This window comes from Pseudomonas lijiangensis (genome assembly GCF_018968705.1).
GTDB classification, from domain to species: domain Bacteria; phylum Pseudomonadota; class Gammaproteobacteria; order Pseudomonadales; family Pseudomonadaceae; genus Aquipseudomonas; species Aquipseudomonas lijiangensis.
Genome location: NZ_CP076668.1, coordinates 3,557,538 through 3,583,575 on the forward strand (window position 1 = coordinate 3,557,538; position 26,038 = coordinate 3,583,575).

20 protein-coding genes and 4 tRNA genes are annotated in these 26,038 nt (G+C 59.7%); 9 read left to right on the top strand and 15 right to left on the bottom strand.

Annotated features, from left to right (window positions below; translation table 11 throughout):
- Nucleotides 1-16: 16 nt before the first annotated feature.
- From leuB to leuC, 4 genes are all read right to left on the bottom strand, one after another.
- Nucleotides 17-1,099: a 3-isopropylmalate dehydrogenase gene (gene leuB, locus KQP88_RS14670; protein ID WP_025260657.1), complete on the bottom strand. Its 1,083-nt coding sequence runs from the start codon at nt 1,097-1,099 to the stop codon at nt 17-19.
- A gap of 69 nt (nt 1,100-1,168) precedes the next feature.
- The gene (locus KQP88_RS14675) at nt 1,169-1,933 is read right to left on the bottom strand and encodes a class I SAM-dependent methyltransferase (RefSeq protein WP_216703451.1); all 765 of its coding nucleotides are present in this window, start codon (nt 1,931-1,933) and stop codon (nt 1,169-1,171) included.
- Nucleotides 1,934-2,004: 71 nt separating this feature from the next.
- Complete coding sequence (gene leuD, locus KQP88_RS14680) at nt 2,005-2,646, bottom strand: 3-isopropylmalate dehydratase small subunit (protein ID WP_200995094.1); 642 nt, start codon at nt 2,644-2,646, stop codon at nt 2,005-2,007.
- Between the two features lie 10 nt (nt 2,647-2,656).
- The gene (gene leuC / locus KQP88_RS14685) at nt 2,657-4,081 is read right to left on the bottom strand and encodes a 3-isopropylmalate dehydratase large subunit (protein WP_216703452.1); all 1,425 of its coding nucleotides are present in this window, start codon (nt 4,079-4,081) and stop codon (nt 2,657-2,659) included.
- A 149-nt stretch (nt 4,082-4,230) separates the two neighbouring features.
- Here leuC and KQP88_RS14690 point away from each other — a divergent pair, with 149 nt between their 5' ends.
- Together KQP88_RS14690 and KQP88_RS14695 are read left to right on the top strand one after the other, a co-directional pair.
- Complete coding sequence (locus tag KQP88_RS14690) at nt 4,231-5,100, top strand: LysR family transcriptional regulator (RefSeq protein ID WP_200995096.1); 870 nt, start codon at nt 4,231-4,233, stop codon at nt 5,098-5,100.
- Between the two features lie 106 nt (nt 5,101-5,206).
- Complete coding sequence (locus tag KQP88_RS14695; RefSeq protein WP_216703453.1) at nt 5,207-7,381, top strand: putative bifunctional diguanylate cyclase/phosphodiesterase; 2,175 nt, start codon at nt 5,207-5,209, stop codon at nt 7,379-7,381.
- A 41-nt stretch (nt 7,382-7,422) separates the two neighbouring features.
- Here the strand turns inward: KQP88_RS14695 and KQP88_RS14700 are convergent, their stop codons facing one another.
- The 10 genes from KQP88_RS14700 to uvrB form a co-directional block, all read right to left on the bottom strand.
- On the bottom strand, nt 7,423-7,866 hold the full coding sequence (locus KQP88_RS14700; protein WP_200995098.1) for an Hsp20 family protein: 444 nt from the start codon (nt 7,864-7,866) through the stop codon (nt 7,423-7,425).
- 111 nt (nt 7,867-7,977) lie between these two features.
- Nucleotides 7,978-8,937 (bottom strand): tRNA dihydrouridine synthase, encoded by a 960-nt coding sequence (locus tag KQP88_RS14705; RefSeq protein WP_200995099.1) that lies wholly within the window; start codon nt 8,935-8,937, stop codon nt 7,978-7,980.
- A 29-nt stretch (nt 8,938-8,966) separates the two neighbouring features.
- On the bottom strand, nt 8,967-9,425 hold the full coding sequence (locus KQP88_RS14710) for an acyl-CoA thioesterase (protein ID WP_095066915.1): 459 nt from the start codon (nt 9,423-9,425) through the stop codon (nt 8,967-8,969).
- A 53-nt stretch (nt 9,426-9,478) separates the two neighbouring features.
- Nucleotides 9,479-10,018, bottom strand: coding sequence for a TetR/AcrR family transcriptional regulator (locus KQP88_RS14715; RefSeq protein WP_095066914.1), 540 nt, complete (start codon nt 10,016-10,018; stop codon nt 9,479-9,481).
- 200 nt (nt 10,019-10,218) lie between these two features.
- Nucleotides 10,219-10,294: transfer RNA gene (locus KQP88_RS14720), tRNA-Glu, on the bottom strand.
- A gap of 45 nt (nt 10,295-10,339) precedes the next feature.
- Nucleotides 10,340-10,415 (bottom strand) — tRNA-Ala (locus KQP88_RS14725).
- Nucleotides 10,416-10,467: 52 nt separating this feature from the next.
- Nucleotides 10,468-10,543 (bottom strand) — tRNA-Glu (locus KQP88_RS14730).
- A gap of 85 nt (nt 10,544-10,628) precedes the next feature.
- A tRNA-Ala gene (locus tag KQP88_RS14735) sits at nt 10,629-10,704 on the bottom strand.
- A gap of 179 nt (nt 10,705-10,883) precedes the next feature.
- A complete protein-coding gene (gene gltX, locus KQP88_RS14740) occupies nt 10,884-12,365 on the bottom strand; it encodes a glutamate--tRNA ligase (RefSeq protein WP_198725797.1) in 1,482 nt (493 codons plus the stop codon).
- A gap of 312 nt (nt 12,366-12,677) precedes the next feature.
- Nucleotides 12,678-14,693 (bottom strand): excinuclease ABC subunit UvrB, encoded by a 2,016-nt coding sequence (gene uvrB / locus KQP88_RS14745; protein WP_200985874.1) that lies wholly within the window; start codon nt 14,691-14,693, stop codon nt 12,678-12,680.
- A 355-nt stretch (nt 14,694-15,048) separates the two neighbouring features.
- On the opposite strand from uvrB, the gene KQP88_RS14750 reads away from it, so the two are divergent.
- The 6 genes from KQP88_RS14750 (at nt 15,049) to KQP88_RS14775 (ending at nt 22,663) form a co-directional block, all read left to right on the top strand.
- Nucleotides 15,049-16,245 carry an amino acid aminotransferase gene (locus KQP88_RS14750; protein WP_095066912.1) on the top strand — a complete coding sequence of 399 codons (1,197 nt, stop codon included), beginning with the start codon at nt 15,049-15,051 and terminating at the stop codon, nt 16,243-16,245.
- A 190-nt stretch (nt 16,246-16,435) separates the two neighbouring features.
- Entirely contained in the window at nt 16,436-16,852 is a 417-nt protein-coding gene (locus tag KQP88_RS14755; protein WP_216703454.1) for a hypothetical protein, read from the top strand.
- Between the two features lie 135 nt (nt 16,853-16,987).
- Nucleotides 16,988-17,992, top strand: coding sequence for a nucleoside hydrolase (locus KQP88_RS14760; RefSeq protein WP_216703455.1), 1,005 nt, complete (start codon nt 16,988-16,990; stop codon nt 17,990-17,992).
- Nucleotides 17,993-18,123: 131 nt separating this feature from the next.
- Complete coding sequence (locus KQP88_RS14765) at nt 18,124-19,296, top strand: efflux RND transporter periplasmic adaptor subunit (RefSeq protein ID WP_216703456.1); 1,173 nt, start codon at nt 18,124-18,126, stop codon at nt 19,294-19,296.
- On the top strand, nt 19,297-21,264 hold the full coding sequence (locus KQP88_RS14770; protein ID WP_216703457.1) for a MacB family efflux pump subunit: 1,968 nt from the start codon (nt 19,297-19,299) through the stop codon (nt 21,262-21,264).
- A gap of 7 nt (nt 21,265-21,271) precedes the next feature.
- Nucleotides 21,272-22,663, top strand: coding sequence for an efflux transporter outer membrane subunit (locus KQP88_RS14775; protein WP_216703458.1), 1,392 nt, complete (start codon nt 21,272-21,274; stop codon nt 22,661-22,663).
- A gap of 191 nt (nt 22,664-22,854) precedes the next feature.
- Here KQP88_RS14775 and pvdP read toward each other — a convergent pair whose 3' ends face one another.
- A complete protein-coding gene (gene pvdP, locus KQP88_RS14780; RefSeq protein WP_216703459.1) occupies nt 22,855-24,498 on the bottom strand; it encodes a pyoverdine maturation tyrosinase PvdP in 1,644 nt (547 codons plus the stop codon).
- 181 nt (nt 24,499-24,679) lie between these two features.
- On the opposite strand from pvdP, the gene pvdM reads away from it, so the two are divergent.
- Nucleotides 24,680-26,023 carry a dipeptidase gene (gene pvdM, locus KQP88_RS14785; protein WP_216703460.1) on the top strand — a complete coding sequence of 448 codons (1,344 nt, stop codon included), beginning with the start codon at nt 24,680-24,682 and terminating at the stop codon, nt 26,021-26,023.
- Nucleotides 26,024-26,038 lie beyond the last annotated feature (15 nt).

Genomic DNA, 26,038 nt, shown 5'->3' on the forward strand with positions numbered 1-26,038 from the left:
CAGCGGGCCAGAGAGATTACAGATTCCGCAGCGCGGCGACTACTGCGTCGCCCATTTCCCGGGTACCGACTTTCACGTTACCGGCCGACCAGATGTCGCCAGTACGCAAGCCCTGGTCCAGAACCAGACTGACGGCCTGTTCGATGGCATCAGCGGCAGCGGTCAGGTTGAAGCTGTAACGCAGCATCATCGATACCGACAGGATGGTCGCCAACGGGTTGGCAATGCCCTGACCGGCAATGTCCGGCGCCGAACCGTGGCAAGGCTCATACATGCCCTTGTTATGGGCATCCAGCGAGGCCGATGGCAGCATGCCGATGGAACCGGTCAGCATCGAAGCTTCGTCGGAAAGAATATCGCCGAACATGTTGTCGGTCACTATCACGTCGAACTGCTTGGGCGCACGTACCAGTTGCATGGCGGCGTTGTCGACGTACATGTGGCTCAGTTCGACTTCAGGGTAGTCCTTGGCGACTTGCTCCACCACTTCGCGCCACAACTGGCTGGAAGCCAGTACGTTGGCCTTGTCCACCGAGCACAGCTTCTTGCCGCGAACCATGGCCATGTCGAAACCGACCCGCGCAATACGGCGAATCTCGCTTTCGCTGTAAGGCAGGGTGTCGTAGGACTGACGCTCGCCGTTTTCCAGCTCGCGGGTGCCACGTGGCGCGCCGAAATAGATACCGCCGGTCAGCTCACGGACGATAAGGATATCCAGGCCTGCAACGATTTCCGGCTTGAGGCTGGAAGCATCGGCCAGTTGCGGATAAAGAATCGCCGGACGCAGGTTACCGAACAGGCCCAGTTGCGAACGAATCTTCAGCAGACCGCGCTCGGGACGAATGTCACGCTCGATCGCGTCCCACTTCGGGCCACCCACGGCACCCAGCAACACCGCATCGGCAGCGCGGGCACGATCCAGGGTTTCGTCGGCCAGCGGCACGCCATGCTTGTCGATGGCGGCACCGCCGATCACGTCGTGGGTCAGCTCGAAGCCCAGTTGATACTTCTCATTGGCTACTTCCAGCACCTTGACCGCTTCGGTCATGATTTCCGGACCAATGCCATCACCTGGGAGAATCAGAATCTGCTTGCTCATAACATCCTCAATTTTGTGCATCGGTGCCTCGAACAGCACCTGTATATAACGCTTGATACGGCAAAAGACTTATCGCTGCGCCCAGAGCACCAGTACATCGGTGCTGAACGAGCCATCGTCGGAAATCTCGAAATACTCGCGAACCTCGGCACCCATGGCTTGCTGCAAGTCACGAATCGCAACACGCAACGACTGCGGCGTACGCATGCGTTCGACCCATGAGGTGTATTCCAGATGCAGGCGTTGACGCGTATGGCTACGCGTGAACAAACCGGCATCGCTGACCTGATGTAACCACTCGGCAGCCGAGTAATCCCGCACATGACTGGTGTCGCGCAACACCTCCACCGTTTGCAGGTAGGTATCCAGTAACGGGCTGCCCGGTGACATGACATCGATGAAAGCAGCCACGCCACCCGGTTTCAGAACACGTCGCACTTCACGCAGGGCCAGCGCCAGATCGCTCCAGTGATGGGCCGAGTAGCGGCTGAACACGAAGTCGAACTCGCCATCCTGGAAAGGCAGACGCTCGGCCGCTCCCCGAACAGTGCGAATGTTGTTCAACCCTTTCTCTGCAGCGGCAGCACTTACCACGTCCAGCATCTGTTGCGAGAGGTCGTAAGCTACCACTTCGCCAACCGCAGGGGCGACATTAAAACTCACGTGTCCCCCTCCACACCCCAGATCCAGCACCCGCGCTTCGCCATGCCCGGCCACTTCGGCCTGCAATAGCGCGAACTCGGCACCCTGAGCGTGAACCGCACTGTTCAGATAGGCCGAAGCCTGCTCACCGAACTGGCGCTGGACGACTTGAGTGTGGGCAGCGTTTGTCATGTCGGGACTCCTGTTGGGGTCGGCTCGCGAATGAGTCCGCTCCTGCAAGCGAACTCATTCGCGATCAAAGATCAGCCACGAAACAACCATGGCTGACTGGCGCGGTGCTTGCTCTCGAAGGCGGCGATGGCATCGCTGTCTACCAGGGTCAGGCCGATATCGTCCAGGCCATTGAGCAGGCAGTGCTTGCGGAAAGCGTCGATCTCGAAGCTCAGGACCTTGCCGTCGGGACGGGTCACGGTCTGGGCCTGCAAGTCGATGCTCAACTGGTAGCCCGGAGTGGCTTCAACCTGCTGGAACAATTGATCGACTTCGTCTTCAGGCAGAATGATCGGCAGCAGGCCGTTCTTGAAGCTGTTGTTGAAGAAGATGTCGGCATAGCTCGGCGCGATGATTGCGCAGAAACCGTACTCTTCCAGTGCCCATGGCGCGTGCTCACGGCTGGAGCCGCAACCGAAGTTCTCGCGGGCCAGCAGCACGCTGGCGCCTTGATAACGGGCATGGTTGAGCACGAAATCATTGTTCAACGGACGCTTGGAGTTGTCCTGATAAGGCTGGCCCACATCCAGGTAACGCCACTCATCGAACAGGTTCGGGCCAAAGCCCGTGCGCTTGATCGACTTGAGAAACTGCTTCGGGATGATCTGGTCGGTATCGACGTTGGCACGATCCAGAGGAGCGACAAGGCCGTTGTGCTGGGTAAACGCTTTCATGCTGGGCTCCTTAGTGCTGGATCAAGTCACGGACATCGATGAAACGACCGTTGACCGCTGCCGCTGCCGCCATGGCCGGGCTGACCAGGTGAGTACGACCACCGGCACCCTGACGCCCTTCGAAGTTACGGTTCGAGGTGGAAGCGCAATGCTCGCCGGAACCCAGGCGATCCGGGTTCATGGCCAGGCACATCGAGCAACCCGGCTCACGCCATTCAAAACCGGCTTCGATGAAGATCTTGTCCAGACCTTCTTTCTCGGCCTGCTCCTTGATCAGCCCCGAACCCGGAACCACGATGGCCTGCTTGACGGTCGCTGCGACCTTGCGGCCCTTGGCGACATCGGCAGCGGCGCGCAGGTCTTCGATGCGCGAGTTGGTGCAAGAACCGATGAACACACGATCCAGCTGGATATCGGTGATCGGCTGATTGGCCTTGAGGCCCATGTACTTCAAGGCACGCTCGATGGAGCCACGCTTGACCAGATCCGTTTCCTGAGCCGGATCGGGCACGTTCTGATCGACGGCCAATACCATTTCAGGGGAAGTGCCCCAGCTGACCTGCGGCTTGATCTGCGCAGCGTCCAGCTTGACCACGGTGTCGAACACCGCATCCGGGTCGGAAACCAGGTCTTTCCAGGCCTCGACAGCCAGATCCCACTCCGCGCCCTTGGGCGAGAACGGACGACCCTTGACGTATTCGATGGTCTTCTCATCGGTAGCCACCATGCCGACGCGAGCGCCCGCTTCGATGGACATGTTGCAGATGGTCATGCGGCCTTCGATGGACAGGTCGCGAATCGCGCTACCGGCGAACTCGATGGCGTAACCGTTACCGCCCGCTGTACCGATCTTGCCGATGACGGCGAGCACGATGTCTTTGGCGGTGACGCCAGGCGGCAACTGGCCTTCGACCGACACCAGCATGTTCTTCATTTTCTTGGCGACCAGACACTGGGTCGCAAGCACGTGCTCGACCTCGGAAGTGCCGATACCGTGGGCCAGCGCACCGAATGCACCGTGAGTCGAGGTGTGGGAGTCGCCACAGACGACGCTCATGCCCGGCAAGGTAGCGCCCTGCTCCGGGCCGACCACGTGAACGATGCCCTGACGCGGGTCGTTCATCTTGAATTCGATGATGCCGTATTCGTCGCAGTTGTCGTCCAGGGTCTGGACCTGCAGACGCGAGACTTCGTCTTCGATGGCACCGATACCACCCTTGCGCTCGGCAGTGGTCGGAACGTTGTGGTCCGGGGTCGCAATGATGGAATCGATGCGCCATGGTTTGCGCCCGGCCAGACGCAGACCTTCAAAGGCCTGCGGCGAGGTCACTTCATGGATGATATGGCGGTCGATGTAGATCAGCGCCGACCCATCGTCGCGCTGCTTGACCAAATGCGAATCCCAGAGCTTGTCGTAGAGCGTTTTGCCGGCCATCGGACGTACTTCCTCATCAGCTTTCTTTCTATGCCTTGGGCAATCGGAAATCGATGACCCCTTGGCTTGTGCGGACAATGCTATGAAATATGCTTAAATAACTCAAATTCATAATTTTTATGCTTTGGATAACCAACTGGAATCCGACCATGGATCTTGCCAACCTCAATGCCTTTATCGCAATTGCCGAAACCGGCAGTTTCTCGGGAGCCGGTGAACAGCTGCATCTGACCCAGCCTGCAATCAGCAAACGCATCGCAGGCCTCGAGCAGCAATTGAATGTCCGGCTGTTCGATCGCCTGGGCCGGGAAGTCAGCCTGACCGAGGCTGGCCGCGCCCTGCTGCCCCGCGCCTACCAGATTCTCAATGTGCTGGATGACACCCGTCGGGCGCTGACCAACCTCACCGGCGAAGTGACCGGCCGCCTGACGCTGGCCACCAGTCATCACATCGGCCTGCACCGCCTGCCACCGCTGCTGCGTGAATACACCCGCGCCTATCCGGAAGTCGCCCTAGACATTCAATTTCTGGATTCGGAGGTGGCCTATGAAGAGATTCTCCATGGCCGCGCAGAACTGGCGGTCATTACCCTCGCGCCTCATCCTCACTCGCTGGTACGCGCCGTGCCGGTCTGGGATGACCCTCTGGATTTCGTCGCAGCCCCGGAACACCCGCTGACCAACAGCGGCCCGATGAAACTTGAGGACATCGTGCGCTACCCGGCCGTCTTTCCCGGCAGCAACACCTTTACCCATCACATCGTCAGCGGCCTCTGCGAAGCCCAGGGCCTCAAGCCGAACATCGCCATGAGCACCAACTATATGGAAACCATCAAAATGATGGTGTCCATCGGGCTGGCCTGGAGCGTACTGCCACGCACCATGCTCGACGAACAGGTGGCGCGCATTCCATTGCCGGGCGTACAACTCAATCGCCAGCTAGGCTACATCCTGCACACCGAACGGACGCTCTCCAATGCCGCCAAGGCGTTCATGGCGCTCCTCGATGCACAGGCCTGACGACCGGCCGTTTATTTCCAAGACAGAACATCAGAACCCTGATATACGGGTTACATGATGCAAATCGATCGTTTTACAGGCTTTATTCATAAAGGCTCGTGATCACATGTCCATCCCAGCAGATAGCTCCGCCATGGCGCACATCGGTGCGGAACAAACGCTCAAGGAACTGCGCGACCGTCTGGAGATGGCTCTGGGGGCAGCCCAGATGGGCACCTGGGACTGGCACATTCCCAGCGACACGCTGCATGCATCGGCGCAGGCAGCGCAGTTGCACGGAATGCCGGCACAGCCATTCAACGACACCCTGCATATCTTTTTCGCTGACGTTCCTGCCGAAGAGCGCAACCGCATGCGCCAGGCCTACAACGCCGTGCTCGACAGCCAGGACGACAGTTTCCAGATCACTTACCGGCTGCAACTGAAAAATGGCGCACTCCGCCTGCTGGAAGGCCGCGCCCGCCTGTATCGGGATGAAAACGGCGCGCCCCTGAAGCTATCCGGCACCCTGCTGGATATCACCCAACAGCATGCACGCTCGGCACTGTTGGCCAGCGAAGAGAAATTCGCCAAGGCGTTTCACTCGAGCCCGGACTCGATCACCATTACCGAGCTGGAATCCGGCCACTATGTGGAGGTCAATGACGGATTCTGCCGTCTGACCGGCTTTACCAGCCAGGAAGTCCTGGGGCGTACCGCCCTTGAAGCTGGCCTCTGGGTCGAGCCGGAACAACTCAGGCAACTGACCGATCAATTGCGCACGACAGGCAAGATCCATCACCTGGAAATGTCCGGACGCCACAAGAATGGCACGCCGCTCGTTCTGGATATTTCAGCCGAACTCATCACCCTGAATGAAACCGCCTGCCTGCTGGTGACCGCCCGCGACATCAGTGAACTGAAACATGCCCAGGCGCAAGCCCAGCATCTGGCCTATCACGACCCGCTGACCAACCTGCCCAACCGGGCCATGCTGATGGAAAGGCTCGGCCAGCAGCTCACCCAACTCAAGCAGGACAACCTGCGCGGCGCCCTGCTGTTTCTCGACCTGGACCACTTCAAGAACATCAACGACTCACTGGGCCACCCGATGGGCGACTCCGTGCTGAGCATCGTCACCGCACGCCTTGAAGCCAGCGTACGCCTTGAAGACACCGTTGCACGCCTGGGTGGCGATGAGTTCGTGGTGCTGATCGGCGGCCTTGAAGGCTCACGGCATGAAGTCGCCACTCAGGTACAGGACCTCGCCGACAATCTGCGCAAGCTGCTGGCAGAACCCATGTTCATTGACCGGCAGCGTCTGCAAGTGACACCGAGCATCGGTATTGCCCTGATACCCGATCATGGCTCCAACCCAGCCGATATCCTCAAGCGCGCCGATATTGCGCTGTATCGCGCCAAGGACTCGGGGCGCAATGCCGCACAGCTGTTCCATCGCTCCATGCAGAAAGCTGCCAGCCAGCGCCTGCGCATGGAAAACGACCTGCGCATGGCTCTGACCCGCAACGAACTGCACTTGTACTACCAGGCTCAGGTCAACACCCTGAGCGACAGGATCATCGGCGCAGAAGCCCTGCTGCGCTGGCAGCATCCCGATTACGGCCTGCTGGCACCTACGCAGTTCATTCAGATCCTCGAAGAAAGCGGAATGATTCTGGAAGTCGGCGGCTGGGCCCTCGAAGAGGCCTGCAAGGTGGGAGGCAGGTTATTGCAGCAAGGCCTGCTGCCGTTGAACGACTTTTTGCTGGCCGTGAATATCAGCCCGCGCCAGTTCCGCCAGACTGACTTCGTCGAGCAAGTGGAAAACTGCCTGAAGCGCCATCGCCTGCCACCCACCATGCTCAAGCTGGAAATCACCGAAGGCATTGTCATCCAGAACCTGGACGACACCATCGCCAAGATGCTGCGCCTGAAAAAGATCGGCGTCAGCTTCGCCATGGATGATTTCGGCACCGGCTATTCATCCCTGACGTATCTCAAGCGCCTGCCGGTAGACGTCCTGAAGATCGATCAGTCGTTCATACATGAGGCCGCCACAGACGCCAACGATGCCGAGATCGTTCGCGCCATCGTAGGCATGGCCAACAGCCTCAATCTCAGCGTCATCGCGGAAGGGGTGGAAACCGTGGAGCAACTGGCGTTTCTCGAACAGCTGAATTGCCACACCTATCAAGGCTATCTGTTCAGCGAGCCACTGCCCCATGCAGAATTCGAAGCCCTGCTCTGCCTGGAAAAAGGCCTGCCGGAAACCAGCGTGCAAACCTTGCTGGCGCAGGAATAGAAAAAAGGAAGGCATCCGTGGATGCCTTCCTGAACACTTGATTAATGCTGCAGCACTTTCTGCTGATTGATCGGGATGCGTTTTGGCTTGGCCTCTTCCGGCACCAGACGAATCAGATCGATATTCAGAAGGCCGTGGGACAGGCTGGCATTCTTGACTTCGATATGGTCCGCCAGGCGGAAGGACAGCTTGAACTCGCGACGGGTAATACCCTGATGCAGATAGGTAATGCCTTCGACCTCCTCCTCTCGCTTGCCGGCACTGACGCTCAACACGCCGTTTTCGATCTGCAGTTCAAAATCTTCTTCCTGCATGCCGGCAGCCGCAATCACGATGCGATAGTGATCGTCGGAGTGCTTTTCCACGTTGTAGGGTGGATAGCTGGTGGTCGAATCATTCCGGGCAACGGACTCGAACAAGTCATTGAAACGGTCGAAGCCCACTGAATGGCGAAAGAGTGGGGCCAAAGAGAATGCAGTTGCCATAATGGTTCTCCTTAATCAGTGAGACGGTAGTCATGCGATCCGTATCCGGTATCGCTTAACCACCAAATTAAGGTCTGACTTGCAGATTTCAAGAGCCGTTTTTCAAAGCATTTACGACCGTTCGTCGGGAGAAAAACCGATCAAGGCACTGATGCGTTCACAGTCCGTTTCACGGCGCAAGGTGTCGAACATGACCACGGCTTCGGGGTAGCTTTTGGTCAGGAGCACCAGCCATTGCTTGAGGCGTCCCGGCGCCTGGATGAGGGTCATCTTGGCCAGGCAGTCCTTCCAGAAGGTGCGCAACATCGGCTGCAACTCGGCCCAGGTCATCTCGACAACCTCTTCGCCCGCATTCGCCGCCGCGATCTGCCGGGCCAGATCCGGACGCGCTACCAGTCCGCGACCGATCATGATGTCCCGCGCACCGCAGATCTCCTTGCAGCGCCGCCAGTCATCCACCGTCCAGATTTCGCCATTGGCAACCACCGGAACCTTGACCACCTCCTGAATCCTGGCAATCCACTCCCAATGCGCAGGCGGCTTGTAGCCATCGACCTTGGTCCGGGCATGCACCACGATCCGCTCGGCACCGCCATCCACCAGTGCCCGGGCGCAATCCAGGGCGCCGTCGGTATTCTCGTACCCCAGACGCATCTTGGCCGTGACCGGAATACCCTTGGGCACGGCACGTCGCACATGACTGACGATGGAATGCAGCAGCTCAGGCTCCCTGAGCAGAATCGCGCCTCCACGGGAGCGGTTGACGGTCTTGGCCGGGCAGCCGAAGTTCAGGTCCAGCACCGGGGCGCCCAACTCACAGGCAAATGCGGCATTTTCAGCCAGACAGACCGGGTCCGAACCCAACAATTGCAGATGCAATGGCACGCCTGCGGCTGTTTTCGCATCGGTGTGCAGCTCGGAAGCCAGCTTGTAGAAATAGGCGGCAGGCATGACCCGCTCGGTCACCCGGATGAACTCGGTCACGCACCAGTCAACGCCGCCGACGCGGGTCAGCACATTACGCAGGATGTCGTCGACCAACCCCTCCATGGGCGCCAGAGCAATTTGCATGGGTCACACTCGAAAAAAAGTCCGGCAGTTTACTGCCCGGCGCCGGGATTTGGAATGTCGCCCGACAAGGCGCTGCCATAACCCTCGATGAATTCATTCGGCATACGCTTTGGCTTGCCACTGGACAGCTCGATACAGACAAAAGTGGTCCGGGCGCGCAGCAGGGTCAAGCCGTCCACCGGGCGCTTGAGCTGAAAGCAGCGGGTCATTTTCAGGCGCTTGTCCCAGTCGACAATCCAGGTGGCCAGTTGCAGTTCGTCATCTTCGTAGGCGCTGGCCAGGTAATCGATTTCATGCCGCACCACCGCCATGGCCCGGTCCAGACGCCGGTACTCGCTCAGGTCCAGCCCCAAGTGCTGCGAATGCCGCCAGGCGCAACGCTCCAGCCAGGAGACATACACCGCGTTATTGGCGTGTCCCAGGCCATCGATATCATCGGCTGCCACATTGAGGTCGATTACAAAAGGCGTTGCCCGATCCCAGACCATATTTGCTCCTGTTGTCGTATCGCGAGAGGACTCATGTCCACAAGGAGCTCAGTCTAAACCACCGCCGACTTGGCCGCCCTCAACAGACGATCCGACAACTCGCCGGTGCCCAGCGCACGGGCCAACACCAGGCCGCCCACCATCAAGGCGAGATCAGCCAGGACCTTGTCCGCCTCTTCAGGGCTCGAGGACAGCTGCGCAACCATCAACTCCACATGCTCAGCCAAAGAGGCCTGAAAGCCCTCCGGCAAGCGCGGCATATCCCCTGCAGTGGAAGGAAGCGGACAGGCCTCGCCCTGGGCATCACGGTGCTTGCGTGACAGATAAAACGCCGCCAGCAAGGCACGCCGCTCATGACAGGGAAGCTGCTCGTCGATTTGTGCAATGGCAGACCTTCGCTGCTTCAGCAACCGGTCGAAGGCTTCAAGCATCAGCGACTCCTTGCTGTCGAAGTGAGCGTAGAAGCCCCCTACCGTCAGCCCCGCAGCGCTCATGATTTCACTGACGCTCGGTTGTTCCGGGCCACGACTGATGAGGGCCGCGCTGGCAGCATCGAGAATCCGTTCACGAGTTTGCGCTTTTTTATCGGTCATGCCGCTCTCCAGAAATTACGCAGATAATATTATTCGCATAATCCTGAATGACAAGCGCAACGCGGCTTATCTGCCAAAGGCAGAGCAATTGCGCGAGAAGGAAGGGCTTACAGCGGAACGGGCGAAATTAAAAAAGGCCCAAAAAACAAAAGGGCCATTCAATAATCGAATGACCCTTGGTCTCGCAGAGCGAGAAATCGTGGCGTCCCCTAGGGGACTCGAACCCCTGTTACCGCCGTGAAAGGGCGGTGTCCTAGGCCACTAGACGAAGGGGACGCAAAACCTTCGAGCAAATTCGCTAAAAGCGAATCCTGGCAAAATTGGTGGAGCTAAGCGGGATCGAACCGCTGACCTCCTGCATGCCATGCAGGCGCTCTCCCAGCTGAGCTATAGCCCCAGATTTATCGCCTCGCGGCGGAGATCAACCTTGCGGCATCACTCTTTGAAAATGGCGTCCCCTAGGGGACTCGAACCCCTGTTACCGCCGTGAAAGGGCGGTGTCCTAGGCCACTAGACGAAGGGGACAAAACCTTCTTGCGTACATGACAGGCGCTGGTTCCTGTCATCGTACTGTTTCAAGGTAATGTAGCCGACCTTGAAACTCTTTGTTTGGTGGAGCTAAGCGGGATCGAACCGCTGACCTCTTGCATGCCATGCAAGCGCTCTCCCAGCTGAGCTATAGCCCCACATCAGTGGACGGGGCGCATGTTAAGCGTGAGTCGCTAACCTGTCAAATTTATTTTCAACATTTTTGAAAATTTTTCGTCGACATAACAAACACTTAACGCTTCACCCCCGTAAAACCGAGGTCGAATCGACCACTGTGCACCCCTGCCCTGCGAGCACACAGTGATCCTTCACTGCATCAGGCTATGGCGCCCAGCAGTTTTTCCCACTCTTTGTTTTCTTTCTTGGAAACACCACCGAGCAGATCGATGGCCTGACGCAGACGGAAACGGGTGAGGTCCGGTCCGAGGATTTCCATCGCATCGAGCACCGAAACCGAACTGGCCTGCCCGGTAATCGCCGCAAACATCAAGGGCATGGCATCACGCAGCTTCAGCTCCAGATGATCGACCACCGCCTGGATACAGCCAGTAATCGGGTCTTTCTCCCACTGACGCAGGGATTCGAGCTTCCACAGGATCAACTGCATCAACTGGCGGACCTGATCGCCCGACAGCTTCTTGTGCTCGAACAGCTTGGCATCCGGCGTCACGCCGCCCGCGAAGAAGAAGCTGGCCAATGGCGCGATCTGGCTGAAGGTTTCGACCCGGCCCTGAACGTGAGGCGCGATCTTCATCAGGTATTCGGGGTTGAGCGCCCAGTTCTGCACTCGGGAAGCGAACTCTTCGACCGGCAACTCGCGCAGCCACTGGCCATTGAGCCAGGACAGCTTCTCGATATCGAAGATCGGACCGCCCAGGGAGACGCGGGACAAGTCGAAGTTATCGACCATTTCCTGCAACGAGAACTTCTCGCGCTCGTCCGGCATCGACCAGCCCATGCGCCCCAAATAGTTGAGCATGGCCTCGGGCATGAAGCCCATGCGCTCGTAGAAGGTCACGGAAGTCGGGTTCTTGCGCTTGGACAGCTTGCTCTTGTCGGGGTTACGCAGCAGCGGCATGTAGCACAACTGCGGCTTGTCCCAGCCGAAGTACTCGTAGAGCAGGATCAGTTTCGGCGCGGATGGCAGCCACTCTTCGCCACGCAGTACGTGGGTGATCCCCATCAGGTGGTCATCCACCACGTTGGCCAGGAAGTAGGTCGGCAGACCGTCGGTCTTCATCAGCACCTGCATGTCCATGCGATCCCATGGGATCTCCACTTCGCCACGCAGGATGTCCGGCACCACGCACACGCCCTCGGTCGGCACTTTCATGCGGATGACGTGGGGCTCGCCGGCGTCCAGGCGACGCTGGACTTCTTCCTTGGAAAGCAGCAAGGCACGGCCGTCGTAGCGTGGAGTCTCGCCCCTGGCCATTTGCTCGGCGCGCATCTCGTCCAGTTCTTCGGCAGTGCAGAAGCAAGGGAAGGCGTGGCCAAGATCGACCAGTTGCTGAGCGTACTTGCGATAGATGTCGCCCCGCTCGCTCTGACGATACGGGCCATGTGGACCGCCTACATCCGGACCTTCGCTCCACTCGATGCCCAGCCAGCGCAACGCATCGAAAATCTGCTGCTCGGACTCGCGGGTCGAACGCAACTGATCGGTATCTTCGATGCGCAGGATGAACTCACCACCGTGCTGCTTGGCAAAGCAGTAGTTGAAAAGCGCGATGTAGGCGGTGCCAACATGGGGATCGCCAGTGGGTGATGGCGCAATGCGAGTGCGAACGGTGGTCATGAAAAATTCCGAAATAGATCGATCAAGCGCGGAATCTTAACAGGCCGAACCCTTTTGGCTCCACTTCGCGAATGAATTCCGGGCGACCTCTTCGCGACTGAAGTCGCTCCCAAAGGGTAATGCTGATCAGTCAAGGCACAAACAGAACTTGTGGGAGGCAGCTTGCTGGCGAAAAAGGCCTTGAAACCGGCAGATATTCTTCGGCTGTACGTGAAAGTCGCCAGCAAGCTGCCTCCCACAAAGTAATCCATGGCCCCGACTAATTGGCATTACCCTCCTGTGGGAGCGACTTCAGTCGCGAACAACGCGCGATCAAACCGCCAATAACCGCTCCCGCAGCTTGGCGATCTCGTCGCGCATCTGCGCCGCGGCCTCGAACTCCAGGTCGCGGGCCAACTGGTACATTTTCTCTTCCAGTTGACGAATGCGCTTGGTGATTTCGCTGGGTGAGCGCAGTTCGTTCTCGTAGCGGGCGTTTTCTTCCGCGGCCTTGGCCATGCCTTTGCGCTTCTTGCTCCGCGAACCCGGGACCGTCGCGCCTTCCATGATGTCCGCCACGTCCTTGATGACACCCTTGGGCGTGATGCCATTGGCCAGGTTATGGGCGATCTGCTTTTCACGACGCCGTTCGGTCTCGCCAATGGCCCGTTCCATGGAACCGGTCATGCGATCGGCATAGAGAATCGCCCGGCCATTGAGGTTACGAGCTGCCCGACCGATGGTCTGGATCAGGGAGCGTTCGGAACGCAGGAAACCTTCCTTGTCGGCATCTAGAATCGCCACCAAAGACACTTCCGGCATGTCCAGGCCTTCGCGCAACAGGTTGATCCCCACCAGCACGTCGAAAGCCCCGAGACGCAGATCGCGGATGATCTCGACCCGCTCAACAGTATCGATGTCCGAGTGCAGGTAACGGACCCGCACCCCATGGTCGCCCAGATAGTCCGTCAAATCCTCGGCCATGCGCTTGGTCAGGGTCGTGACCAGCACTCGCTCTTCCAGCGCCACACGCTTGTTGATTTCCGACAGCAGATCATCGACCTGAGTCAGCGCAGGACGAATCTCGACCTGCGGGTCCACCAGCCCAGTCGGGCGCACCACCTGTTCGATGACTCGCCCGGCATGCTCTGCCTCGTAAGGCCCCGGCGTGGCCGAAACGAAGATGGTCTGCGGGCTGACCGCCTCCCACTCGTCGAAGCGCATGGGCCGGTTATCCAGTGCCGATGGCAGCCGGAAGCCATATTCCACCAGGGTTTCCTTGCGCGAGCGGTCGCCTTTGTACATTGCACCGACCTGCGGCACGCTGACGTGGGACTCGTCGATCACCAGCAAGGCGTCAGGCGGCAGGTAGTCGTAAAGCGTGGGCGGTGGCGCTCCCGACGGGCGGCCCGAGAGATAGCGGGAGTAGTTTTCGATGCCGTTGCAGTACCCCAGCTCCAGAATCATTTCCAGGTCAAAACGGGTGCGCTGCTCAAGACGCTGGGCTTCCACCAGCTTATTGTTGTTGCGCAGGTATTCCAGGCGCTCCTGTAACTCGACCTTGATGCCTTCCATCGCTTCGAGCAGCGTCTCGCGGGGCGTCACATAGTGGCTCTTGGGGTAGAAGGTAAAACGCGGCAGCTTGCGGATCACCTCCCCCGTCAGCGGATCGAAGGCCGACAGGCTTTCCACCTCGTCGTCGAACAGTTCGACGCGGATCGCTTCCAGATCGGACTCGGCCGGGTAGATATCGATGACATCGCCTCGCACCCGAAAGGTCGCACGGGCAAAATCCATGTCGTTGCGGGTGTACTGCAGATCCGCCAGACGGCGCAGCAAGGCGCGCTGGTCGAGTTTGTCGCCACGGTCGATGTGCAGGACCATACGCAAGTAGGTTTCCGGGCTGCCCAGACCATAGATGCAGGACACCGTGGTGACGATGATCGCGTCCTTGCGCTCCAGCAGGGCCTTGGTCGCGGACAGGCGCATCTGCTCGATATGGTCGTTGATCGAAGCATCCTTCTCGATGAAGGTGTCCGACGACGGCACATAGGCTTCCGGCTGATAGTAGTCGTAGTAGGAGACGAAATACTCCACCGCATTGTTGGGGAAAAACGTCTTGAACTCGCCATACAACTGGGCCGCCAGGGTCTTGTTCGGCGCCAGCACCAGGGTCGGGCGCTGTACCTGGGCAATGACGTTGGCGATGCTGAAGGTCTTGCCCGAGCCGGTCACGCCCAGCAGGGTCTGGTGCGCCAGCCCGGCCTCGATCCCTTCCACCATCAGGCGGATGGCCTCGGGCTGATCGCCGGCTGGCTCAAAACGGGTGACGAGCTGAAACTCGGACATGACCTACCTCTTGATTCGTTTACGCCAAGGGTTCGTCTGCGCAGGCCACACCCGCAAAAACGAAATCACCGCAAACGCCGATCCCGCCGGGAAAGACGTGCAGTGTTTGAAGTGATGCACTGTAGATGGAGCCATATACTCGTCTTTCAAGTCATGGATTGCATCACCGATTGCCGGTCGGTCAGACGAACGTTGTCCCCGGAGCTGGAAAAACCTCGAAAAAACCTGTTACGCCCTGTCGCTCCCGGACCGGATGCTCTTTATACTGACTCCCCGTTTGTGCACCGCTCTGGCGCATTCTGTTGGAGCATGCACTGCACTTCCCTTCACCCTTCATTCAGAGCTGCCGCAAACAATGAGCCTGTTCTCCGCTGTCGAAATGGCGCCCCGCGATCCGATCCTGGGTATCAACGAAGCATTCAACGCCGACACCCGCACCAACAAGGTCAACCTTGGGGTGGGCGTCTACTGTGACGAAGACGGGCGCATTCCATTGCTGCGCGCAGTGGCCGAAGCCGAGAAGATTCGCGTGGCGCAACACGCCCCTCGCGGCTACCTGCCAATCGACGGCATCTCGGCCTACGACCTGGCCGTGCAGAAACTGCTGCTGGGCGCCGACTCGCCGCTGATCGCCTCGGGCCGCGTGCTGACCACCCAGTCCGTCGGCGGCACTGGCGCTCTGAAAATCGGTGCAGACTTCCTCAAGCGCCTGCTGCCCGATGCCGTAGTCGCCATCAGCGACCCAAGCTGGGAAAACCACCGCGCCCTGTTTGAAGCGGCGGGCTTCCCGGTCCAGGACTATCGCTACTACGACGCCCCGACCCACGACGTGAATCGTGCCGGCATGCTGGAAGACCTGCAGAACCTGCCGAACGGCTCCATCGTTGTGCTGCACGCCTGCTGCCACAACCCGACCGGTGTCGACCTGACCCTGGACGACTGGAAAAAGGTTCTGGAAGTGGTCAAGGCCAAGGGCCACGTACCTTTCCTGGACATGGCTTACCAGGGCTTCGGCCAGGGTATCGACGAAGACGCACTGGCTGTGCGCCTGTTCGCGGATTCGGGCCTGACCTTCTTTGCCTCCAGCTCGTTCTCCAAATCCCTGTCGCTGTACGGCGAGCGTGTCGGCGCCCTGTCGATCATCACCGAGTCGAAGGAAGAAACCGCCCGCGTCCTGTCCCAGGTCAAGCGCGTGATTCGTACCAACTACTCCAACCCGCCGACTCACGGCGCAATCATCTCTGCCGCAGTCCTCAACGACCCGGCACTGCGCGCCATGTGGGAAGAAGAACTGGGCGAGATGCGCGTGCGTATCCACGGCATGCGCAAAGCCATGGTAGAGCGCCTGGCCACTAACCCGGCCGGTCAGGACTTCAGCTTTGTCGGCCGTCAGTGCGGCATGTTCTCCTACTCGGGCCTGACCGCCGAACAGGCCCAGCGCCTGCGCAGCGAGTTCGGTATCTACGCGCTGGATACCGGGCGTATCTGCGTGGCAGCCCTGAACCAGAAGAACATCGACGCGGTCTGTGACGCGATCAAGCAAGTGCTGTAATTCATTGCTGCAAATGAAAGGGAGGCCAGATGCAAGTCTGGCCTCCCTTTTTCATGCCCGAGGCAAAAATACCTCAAGTTATCTCCAGACACGCCGCTAAATCTTCCGTGGTTTTCCGGATGAAAACCCACATGGACATGCAGACGATATTGCCTGCATCAAGATGCATTCAGGACTACACGGAGATTACATGAAGTTCCAGTCTTTCAAACTCCCCCTCACCGCAGCAGCTCTTGCACTTTCGCTGAGCCCCCTGGCCTCCATGGCCGCGGTCATCGAAGTCACCATGCAGAACAACACGCCAAAGACCTTGACGCTTGTTTCTTCGACCAGTGGCTTCCCGTCTACTCTGACACCTTTTCAGACCGTTACTTTCATCGCGCCATCGGGCTTCAGCAGCAGCGATGTACAGGCTGATTATGCGAGCGGCCAGTCCACCGGCGGCTGCAGATTCCAGGCTGGCCACAAGGAGTACTCCACTGGCCCGCAATACACCAGCAGCGCCAAGGGTTATGGACAACTCTCGGATGGTGCCTGCTATGAATACGTTTCCAAGAAATGGTCGGCACCTTACAACTACAAAATCCATTTCATGATGTCGCAATAAGTATCGGCCCACGTCGATAAGGACAAAAAGGGGAAGCAGGCGCAAGTCTGGCTTCCCTTTTTCATAGATGTACGCCTGTAGAACCGCAACGCTTTCAACATAAAAAACAACACAACAATCCGACGGCAGAGCACCATGAAAAAGAAAGTCATCATTGATTCGGATATGGGCTGGGACGACGTTCTATCGATTTCCTACCTGATGAAAGACCCCACTGTTGAAATCATTGGCTTGACCGTTACCGGCTGCGGCGAAACCAATCTGGGCTGGGGAACGATCATTGCCCAGAACTTGCTGGCCATTGGCAACAAGCAGAACACGCCGGTTGCAGTGGGCACGGAAACGCCCCTGAAATACGACAACAAGTTCCCTCAGGACTTCAAGAGCGACATGAATGACATCATGGGCCTGATCGGAAGCCTGAACCCTGTGGAACTGCCAGTCATTTCCCCGCTGTCGGCCTGGGAGTTCCTGTTTGAAACGGTAAAAAACAGCAAGGACAAGATCACGATTCTGTCCCTGGGCGGCTTCACCAACATCGCCAAAATGCTGGAGCTCTGCAAACAGCCAGGCGACATCGCAATGATCGAAGGCATCTACGCCATGGCCGGCGCGGTGTATGTCGACGGTAATGTGGCCGGGCTCAGCACCGCCAAACCCGAGTGGAATCAGGGCAGCCTCTACAGCAGCAACTACTACGCCGAATGGAACGTCTTTGTGGATGCCGTCGCAGCCAACAATGTGTTCCAGTCACAGATCCCGCTCACACTGGTGCCACTGGACGTCTGCAATCAGGTCATTCTGGACCCCAGCTATTCGGACAAGATCAAGGCTCAGGACCCAGTGGCAACTCTGGTGCGCCAGGTGCTTGAAACAAAATCCGGCAGCCATGCCGAAGGCGGACTGCCCGTTCCTATCTTCGATCCGCTGGCGACCATGCTCATGGCGGGCGGCATCCCGTCCACCAAGACCGATACGCAGTTTCTGTCCGTAGAGACGCAGCAGTCCGAGCACGACAACCACTGCGGGAAGATCAACGTTGAAAGCAGCGGCTCCCGCAAAATCGTCTTTGTTCAGGGCGTTTCCCAAATGGCCTTCAGTGAAAACTTTGCCAAGGTCATCAATGGCCCGTTGAGCTGAATGAAAAAAGAGCCTGATCAACCATCAGGCTCTTTCCTGGACGTAAATTCCCGCCCCCGTTCCTCGTTTAATGGACAGTTCTCGTGGCCGTCGCCTGCCGACGGGCTGAATTCTCCAAGCAGGAACCCTGCATGAAACGCTCTCGACACCCTGGACGCGCCGTCCTTCTGGCGCTGTGCATGTTTCCGGTCATTGCCGTGTGCGCCTGGCAAATCATGCCTTCGGGCAACAACGATGCCGTGACCGCCCTCGTCACCCGCAGCGACATACAAAGCAGCGTGACCGCACTGGGCACTCTGCAACCGCGCAGTTATGTGGATGTGGGTTCCCAGGCCACCGGCCAGATCATGAAGATCCACGCGCAGGTCGGGGATCAGGTCAAGGAAGGTCAACTGCTGGTGGAGATCGATCCGTCCACGCAAAAGGCCCGGCTCGATGCCGCCCGCTACGCCATTGAAAACCTCAAGGCCCAGCTTCAGGAGCAGCGCGCCCTGCACGAACTGGCTCAGCAGAAACAGCAGCGCCAGCGAAGCCTCGCAGCCGCAGGCGCCACCCGCGCCGAAGATGTGCAGGCCGCCGAATCCGAGTTTCGCGCCACTCAGGCACGGGTCGACATGTTCAAGGCGCAGATTCTCCAGGCCCAGGCCAGCCTGCGCAGCGACGAAGCCGCGCTGGGCTATACCCGCATCTATGCGCCGATGTCCGGGACCGTGGTCGCGCTGGATGCGCGGGAAGGCCAGACCCTCAATGCCCAGCAGCAGACCCCGCTGATCCTGCGCATTGCCCGGCTCTCGCCCATGACGGTGTGGGCCGAAGTGTCCGAGGCCGATATCGGCCATGTCAAACCCGGCATGAACGCCTACTTCACTACGCTCAGTGGCGGCACCCGGCGCTGGAACAGCACGGTGCGGCAGATTCTTCCGGTACCGCCCAAGCCGCTGGAACAGGCCAATCAGGGAGGTGGCAGCCCGAGCAGTTCGGGCAAGAGCGGCAGCGGTCGCGTAGTGCTCTATACCGTGCTGCTGGATGTCGACAACGCCGACCAGGCACTGATGGCGGAAATGACCGCGCAGATCTTCTTTGTCGCCAACAGCGCTCAAAACACCCTGACCGCTCCCCTTGCCGCCCTCAAAAGCGGGCCGCAGGCCGACCTGCAAACCGCACGGGTGCTCACCGCCAGCGGCGACATACAGAACCGCGAAGTCCGTACCGGGATCAGCGACCGCTTGCGGGTGCAGATTCTCGAAGGGCTGAATGAAGGTGATCGGCTGTTGATCGGCCCGTCCGTCGGCAGCGGAGGCTGAATGCAGACGCCACTGATCGACCTGCGGGATATCCGCAAATCCTACGGCGGTGGCGACAGCCCGCTGGTCAACGTGCTGCGGGGCATCGACCTGTCGATCCATGCCGGAGAGTTCGTGGCCATTGTCGGTGCCTCCGGCTCGGGCAAATCGACCCTGATGAATATCCTCGGCTGCCTCGACCGTCCAAGCGCCGGGCAGTACCTGTTCGCCGGGGAAGATGTGGCCGGGCTGGACAGCGACGAACTGGCCTGGCTGCGGCGTGAAGCCTTTGGTTTCGTGTTTCAGGGCTACCACCTGATTCCGTCCGGCTCGGCGCAGGAAAACGTCGAGATGCCAGCCATCTACGCCGGAACGCCCGCACAAGAGCGTCATGCCCGCGCCGCTGCCCTGCTCGATCGACTGGGTCTGGCGTCACGTACCGGCAACCGTCCGCACCAGCTCTCCGGCGGCCAGCAACAACGGGTTTCCATTGCCCGGGCGCTGATGAATGGCGGGCATATCATCCTCGCCGACGAACCCACCGGCGCACTGGACAGCCACAGCGGTGCAGAGGTCATGACCCTGCTGGACGAACTGGCCAGCCAGGGGCATGTGGTGATTCTGATCACCCACGACCGGGAAGTCGCCGCCCGCGCCCGGCGCGTCATCGAAGTCAGTGACGGCCTGATCGTCAGCGACACGGCATCCGGCAATCCGCAAGCCCCAAACAACCCGGCCGCCCTCCAGGCCGTTGACCTGCGCCAGCGTCTGAATGAAGGCAGCACTCGCAATGGTGCCTGGAAAGGCGAACTGCTCGATGCCATCCAGGCCGCGTGGCGGGTGATGTGGATCAACCGGTTCCGCACGGCCCTGACCTTGCTGGGCATCGTGATCGGCGTCGCCTCGGTGGTGGTCATGCTGGCGGTGGGCGAAGGCAGCAAGCGTCAGGTCATGGCGCAGATGTCGTCCTTCGGCTCCAACATCATCTACCTCAACGGCAAGTCCCCAAGCCCGCGCACGCCCAAAGGCATCATCACGCTGGAAGAAGTGGCCGCCCTGGGCGAGCTGCCGGAAGTCAAAATGATCATGCCGGTCAATGGCGGACAGGCAGGCGTGCGCTTTGGCAACCTCGATCACTCCAGTTACGTGGGCGGCAACGACACGCATTTTCCGGCCATCTTCAACTGGCCGGTCGTCGAAGGCAGTTACTTCACCGAAGCAGACGAAAGAAACGCCGCAGCCGTGGCGGTGATCGGGCACAAAGTCCGGCAAAAGCTGTTCAAGGACATGGCCAGCCCCATCGGCCAGTACATTCTCATCGAGAACGTGCCCTTCCAGGTGGTGGGCGTCCTGCAGGAAAAAGGCGCCAGCTCAGGCGACCTGGACAGCGACAATCGCATTGCCATTCCCTACTCCTCGGCCAGCATCCGCCTGTTCGGCACCCAGAACCCGGAATACATCGCCATCGCCACCAAAGATGCCGGCAAGGTCAAGGAAGCCGAGCGCTCGATCAATGACCTGATGCAGCGCCTGCACAACGGCAAGAACGATTACGAACTGACCAACAACGCCGCCATGATCCAGGCCGAAGCCAGGACTCAGAACACCCTGTCGCTGATGCTCGGCTCGATTGCCGCCATTTCCCTGCTGGTGGGCGGTATCGGCGTGATGAACATCATGCTGATGACCGTGCGCGAGCGCACCCGGGAAATCGGCATCCGCATGGCCACCGGCGCACGCCAGGGCGACATCCTGCGCCAGTTCCTCACCGAAGCCGTGATGCTCTCGGTGGTGGGCGGGCTGGCCGGTATCGTGCTGGCATTTGGCATGGGCGCAGCGCTGCTGCTGGGCAAGATCGCCGTGGCGTTTTCCCTGTTCGCCGTTGCCGGGGCCTTTGCCTGTGCAGTGGTAACCGGCGTGGTCTTCGGTTTCATGCCTGCCCGCAAAGCTGCCCGGCTCGACCCGGTTGCAGCCCTCACCAGCGAATGATCGATCAATGAAGCCAACCCTCACCCTGTTGACCACCTGCCTGCTGCTGGCGGCCTGTAATACGTCTGCGCCCTCCATCGACAGCGGCATTCAGCCACCGCCAAGCTGGGCATTCGCCCAAAGTGCCGCCCTGCAACGCACCGATGCTCAATGGTGGCAGCAATTTGGCAGCCCGGACCTGAATCGCCTCATCGAACAGGCCAAGGTGAATAGCCATGACGTCGCCGCCGCAATGGCCAGAGTACGTCAGGCCCAAGCCACGGCGACCATCGCCGGAGCCCCCACTCGCCCCGAAATCACCTACGACATCCGGGGCGAGCGCAACAAATTCCTGCGCAGCAGCGACCGCAAGGCCAGTCCTTCGGATGACAACAATACCGACGCCTTTACCACCAGCCTGAGGGCCAGCTACGAAGTCGACTTCTGGGGTGGTGTCTCGGCTGCACGGGACAGTGCACTGCAAACATTGAAAGCCAGCGAATTCGACAGGGCCACGGTGGAACTGACCCTGCTCAGCAACGTGGCAGACCGCTACGCACAAACCCTGTCGGCCACCGAGCAGAGCCATATCGCCGAGCTGAACCTGGCCAATGCCCAAAACGTGCTGCGCCTGGTACAGACCCGATACGACTCGGGCTCTGCAACGGCACTGGAACTGGCTCAGCAGAAAAATCTGGTCGCCACTCAGCAACGGGAACTGCCACGCATTCAGCAACTGGCCAACGAGCAACGCATCACCCTGGCCGCCCTGCTCGGCCAGCCTGTGCAGCGTCTGGAACTGGGGAATCAGGATTTCGAGACCCTGAGCTGGCCGCAGATCGGCACAGGGCTGCCCAGCGAACTGCTGACCCGCCGCCCCGACATCGCCAAGGCCGAAGCCGAACTGGCCGCCGCCCAAGCCGATGTCACCGTTGCCCGCGCTGCCCTGCTGCCGAAACTGACCCTGAGCGCAACGGTGGGCACGGAAGTGGTCCGGGCCGAAGACTGGCTGCGCGCGCCCTTCAGCAGTCTGGCCGCCGGCCTTACAGGGCCAATCTTCAATAACGGACGCCTGAGCGCAGAACGCGACAAGGCCACGGCCCGTCAGGAAGAGCTGCTGGAAACCTATCGCGGCGCAATCATCAATAGCTTCGCCGACGTGGAAAAAGCCCTGAACAGCATCAGCGGCCTTGATCAGCAAAGGCACTGGCACGACGAAGAACTCAAACAGGCCCAGACTGCCTTCCGCATCGCCCAAAGCCGTTACGAAGCCGGTGCCGAAGACTTGCTGACCGTACTGGAAACCCAGCGCACGCTTTATCAGGCCCAGGATGTGAGCGTGCAGCTTCGGCTGTCGCGGGTGCAGGCAAGTATTGCGTTGTACAAGGCGCTGGGCGGCGGTTGGTCACAAACCCTGTAGAACAACCCACCGGCTGAGAGGCTGAGTTCAAAAAGCAGGTGGCCAGGCCACATTCGTGGGAGGGGCCTTGGCCGCGACGACCTGCTTACAGACAGCACATTTTCAGCGCCTTCAAACTGGCTGTCGCGGCCAAGGCCCCTCCCACAAGTGACAGGCATGCCTTAACTGATCGGCATCATTTAAATCAGGGATTACAACCCCCCAAACCACTTCTCCGGCAACAGGTTCCTCGCATACCACGGTCGGCGCGGTACGCGGCGCAGGAGGTTGCCGAGTTTGTCATCCGCCGCAAAGGTGATGCGCAACGCCAGCTTCATGACCTCCGGGTCCATCTCCATGGTAGTACCGACATTCAGGCCTGGCGTAGTGCTGCATCCATGGGTCTGCGGACCCAGCCATGGATCACTGATCTCGACCCAACGACCTGGCGCAAACCAGGGCACGCCATTGACTTCGAGACGGCTCACTTCTCCCGGATGAAAACGCTCATGGGCGCGGAACCAGTCGTCGATGCGGTCATCGATCCAGCCATGGAACATCCAGAACACTGGATGCACATGGGAAGAAAACGGATCCGCGAGAAAGTCGTTTTCCGGCTCGAACCAGCGGGCCGCGAAGTCCGCCGAGTCACGGGCCATGGGCACCGGCTCGCCGTTTGAAGGGTCCCGCGCCACCGACGCCCAGCGCATGTGCAGCCAGTCATGCAGCTCCAGTTCGACCTGAGAACCGAACTGCCCCAGGGTCAGCGTCGACAGGAAACGCGGATCCCGGTACTGGGACTCCCACACCTGAAAATGCGTGCTGTAGGTTTCGGCGCTTTTGATATCGCTGACCAGCTGGCTGTACTCCGCATCGCCATTGGCCTGCCAGGGCGGTGGCAACGCGCAGCCATCGTGATTATCGAAGTAACGGGCAAAGCCCAGGCGATCGCGCTCCAGCTCCGGTTGCGGCAAGGGGAAGCGCGGCCAGGAAGGCAGCTCCTGAAACTGCCGGGCCTGGATCAGCATGTGTCGATGCATGAAAAAGAAATCTATGCCCGACCCGTTGCGGTCCTTGTGCTCGCCACGGGCGTCGCGCTCCTTGTCTCGCGGACCGGGTTGCCAGCCGATGCCGCGCAGGGCATTGCGCTTGTCTTCGGGCAGGCGATGCCACTTGTCGCGACTGGCATGCCAGAGCTGGTGGAACAGACGATGCTCCTTGGAAACCAGCCAAGCCAGAAACGGCGGCGTCAGCCCGATGCGATCCCGGGCTTCGGGAAAAATCTGCTTGGTGGCGATAAAGCGGTTTTCCAGCTCGGGCAGTGCCAGCGGACGGTCCAGACGCTCGATGCGCCCGCTCAAGGTGCCACTGCCCGCATTACCGAAGCTGCCCCAGACTTCATCCAGCACCATGCTGAACTCATAGTCCGGCGCATCGCTTTGCGGGCTGTTATCGAGATGGCCATCAATGACCCGGAAATACAGCTTCGAGGCGTCGGCAGAGCGCAGATCGCCGATCACCCGAAAACGCGGCGCGTCCTCTCCCCGCAGGCGCTCTGCGGTGTCGATATAACCCCGCAGGCCACGACCACGCGGGGCAATGTCCAGGAACATTTCCAGACCTTGAAGTGGCGCACCGATCAACCCGGCATCACGCCCCTCGAAGCGGATAGTCCATATTCCGCGCAGCTTGTCGGCCAGTCGCTGGGTGGCGGTGTCGGCCGGCGCGGCTGTCGCTTCCCCCGGTGTCACGGGCTCTTCGACGCGAGTCAGTTCGCGATGTGCGTAATAAGCAGCCGGTACCGCAGCACCGGTGAGCGCCAGGCCCGCTATAAACCCTCGTCGAGAAATCGTCATTGCACTACCTGTTGCCCCAAAACGGCGTTTATCCCAGCTAGGACGTAACATCGATGCAGAAATTTAGGGCAAGGACCGCGAACGGCATCCGCGTTAAATTTTTCCGCCATCCGCTCGTTCTCCCCAGATAGCAAAGGCCCTTGTGCCTGCTTCTGAACGGCGAACCGGAATAGAGATGGCAATGACAAAACCGCGTTGGAAAAAGGCTCTTTTCATTGGCCTGCCCCTGGCTCTGGCAATCAGTGCCGGCGCAGGCTGGCTGGCCTGGAATTACTGGTCGCCATCGGGTTACCCGGTCAAGGTGATGAAACAGGCCGAAGAGCTGCAGGAACGGATCATTTCCTTCGACAGCCACATCACTGTGCCCCTGAAGTTCGGCAGCGAACGCAACGAAGCGGACAAGGACGGCTCCGGGCAATTCGATCTGGTGAAGACCGCTCGCGGACGCTTGTCGGGTGCGGCACTGACGGTGTTCGGCTGGCCGGAAATCTGGAACGGCCCCAATGCCCCCCATCGCCCGACACCGGGCTTTGTGGACGAAGCGCGCCATCAGCAGGAAGTGCGCTACAAAATCATCACCGGCATGGTCCGCGACTTCCCGAACCAGGTCGGCATTGCCTACACCCCGGATGACATGCGCCGCCTGCACGGTGAAGGCAAGTTCGCGATTTTCATCAGCATGCTCAACGCCTATCCACTGGGCAACGACATCAATTTGCTGGACCAGTGGACTGCACGCGGCATGCGCATGTTCGGCTTCAGTTATGTGGGCAACAACAGTTGGGCCGACTCCTCAAGGCCCCTGCCGTTCTTCAATGATTCCCAGGACCCGCTGGGCGGCCTGTCCGATATCGGCAAGCAGGCCGTGCACCGCCTGAACGATCTGGGCGTGATCATCGACGTGTCGCAGATGTCGACCAAAGGCCTGGAACAGGTCAGCCAGCTGAGCCGCACGCCCATCGTCGCGTCGCACTCCGCACCGCGGGCGCTGGTGGACATCCCCCGCAACCTGAGCGACGAAGAGTTGCAGATCATCAAACGGAGCGGCGGCGTGGTGCAGGTCGTGGCGTTCCCCGCCTACCTGAAACCCTTGACCCAGAAGACCCAGGACAAGCTCAACAAGCTGCGCAAGGACTTTGACCTGCCGCCGCTGCCGAACCTGGCCATGGCCCTGATGCCCGGCGACGCCATCATTACTGTCTGGCCCGAGCAACGCTTCGGCGCTTACGCCAGCAAGCTGTACGCCATCCTCGAAGAAGAGCCCAAGGCCACCGTCAAGGATTTCGTCAATGCCATCGACTACACGGTGAAGAAGATCGGCATCGATCATGTGGGCATCAGCTCCGACTTCAACGATGGCGGCGGCGTGGACGGCTTCAAGGATGTCAGCGAAATCCGCAACGTGACTGCCGAGCTGATCGAGCGCGGCTATGCCGAGGCCGACATTGCCAAGCTCTGGGGCGGCAACTTCCTGCGGGTCTGGGAACAGGTGCAGAAATCGGCAAAACCGGTGGCCAGCCAATGAACCTCTTGCACTTGA

Coding starts and splice junctions, on each gene's coding strand:
- KQP88_RS14760 (WP_216703455.1), top strand. CDS start 16,988: ATGAAAAAGAAAGTCATCATTGATTCGGATATGGGCTGGGACGACGTT.
- KQP88_RS14770 (WP_216703457.1), top strand. CDS start 19,297: ATGCAGACGCCACTGATCGACCTGCGGGATATCCGCAAATCCTACGGC.
- gltX (WP_198725797.1), bottom strand. CDS start 12,365: ATGACCACCGTTCGCACTCGCATTGCGCCATCACCCACTGGCGATCCC.
- KQP88_RS14715 (WP_095066914.1), bottom strand. CDS start 10,018: ATGACCGATAAAAAAGCGCAAACTCGTGAACGGATTCTCGATGCTGCC.
- KQP88_RS14675 (WP_216703451.1), bottom strand. CDS start 1,933: ATGACAAACGCTGCCCACACTCAAGTCGTCCAGCGCCAGTTCGGTGAG.
- KQP88_RS14755 (WP_216703454.1), top strand. CDS start 16,436: ATGAAGTTCCAGTCTTTCAAACTCCCCCTCACCGCAGCAGCTCTTGCA.
- pvdM (WP_216703460.1), top strand. CDS start 24,680: ATGACAAAACCGCGTTGGAAAAAGGCTCTTTTCATTGGCCTGCCCCTG.
- KQP88_RS14690 (WP_200995096.1), top strand. CDS start 4,231: ATGGATCTTGCCAACCTCAATGCCTTTATCGCAATTGCCGAAACCGGC.
- KQP88_RS14705 (WP_200995099.1), bottom strand. CDS start 8,937: ATGCAAATTGCTCTGGCGCCCATGGAGGGGTTGGTCGACGACATCCTG.
- leuD (WP_200995094.1), bottom strand. CDS start 2,646: ATGAAAGCGTTTACCCAGCACAACGGCCTTGTCGCTCCTCTGGATCGT.
- KQP88_RS14750 (WP_095066912.1), top strand. CDS start 15,049: ATGAGCCTGTTCTCCGCTGTCGAAATGGCGCCCCGCGATCCGATCCTG.
- KQP88_RS14775 (WP_216703458.1), top strand. CDS start 21,272: ATGAAGCCAACCCTCACCCTGTTGACCACCTGCCTGCTGCTGGCGGCC.
- KQP88_RS14700 (WP_200995098.1), bottom strand. CDS start 7,866: ATGGCAACTGCATTCTCTTTGGCCCCACTCTTTCGCCATTCAGTGGGC.
- pvdP (WP_216703459.1), bottom strand. CDS start 24,498: ATGACGATTTCTCGACGAGGGTTTATAGCGGGCCTGGCGCTCACCGGT.
- leuB (WP_025260657.1), bottom strand. CDS start 1,099: ATGAGCAAGCAGATTCTGATTCTCCCAGGTGATGGCATTGGTCCGGAA.
- KQP88_RS14695 (WP_216703453.1), top strand. CDS start 5,207: ATGTCCATCCCAGCAGATAGCTCCGCCATGGCGCACATCGGTGCGGAA.
- KQP88_RS14765 (WP_216703456.1), top strand. CDS start 18,124: ATGAAACGCTCTCGACACCCTGGACGCGCCGTCCTTCTGGCGCTGTGC.
- uvrB (WP_200985874.1), bottom strand. CDS start 14,693: ATGTCCGAGTTTCAGCTCGTCACCCGTTTTGAGCCAGCCGGCGATCAG.
- KQP88_RS14710 (WP_095066915.1), bottom strand. CDS start 9,425: ATGGTCTGGGATCGGGCAACGCCTTTTGTAATCGACCTCAATGTGGCA.
- leuC (WP_216703452.1), bottom strand. CDS start 4,081: ATGGCCGGCAAAACGCTCTACGACAAGCTCTGGGATTCGCATTTGGTC.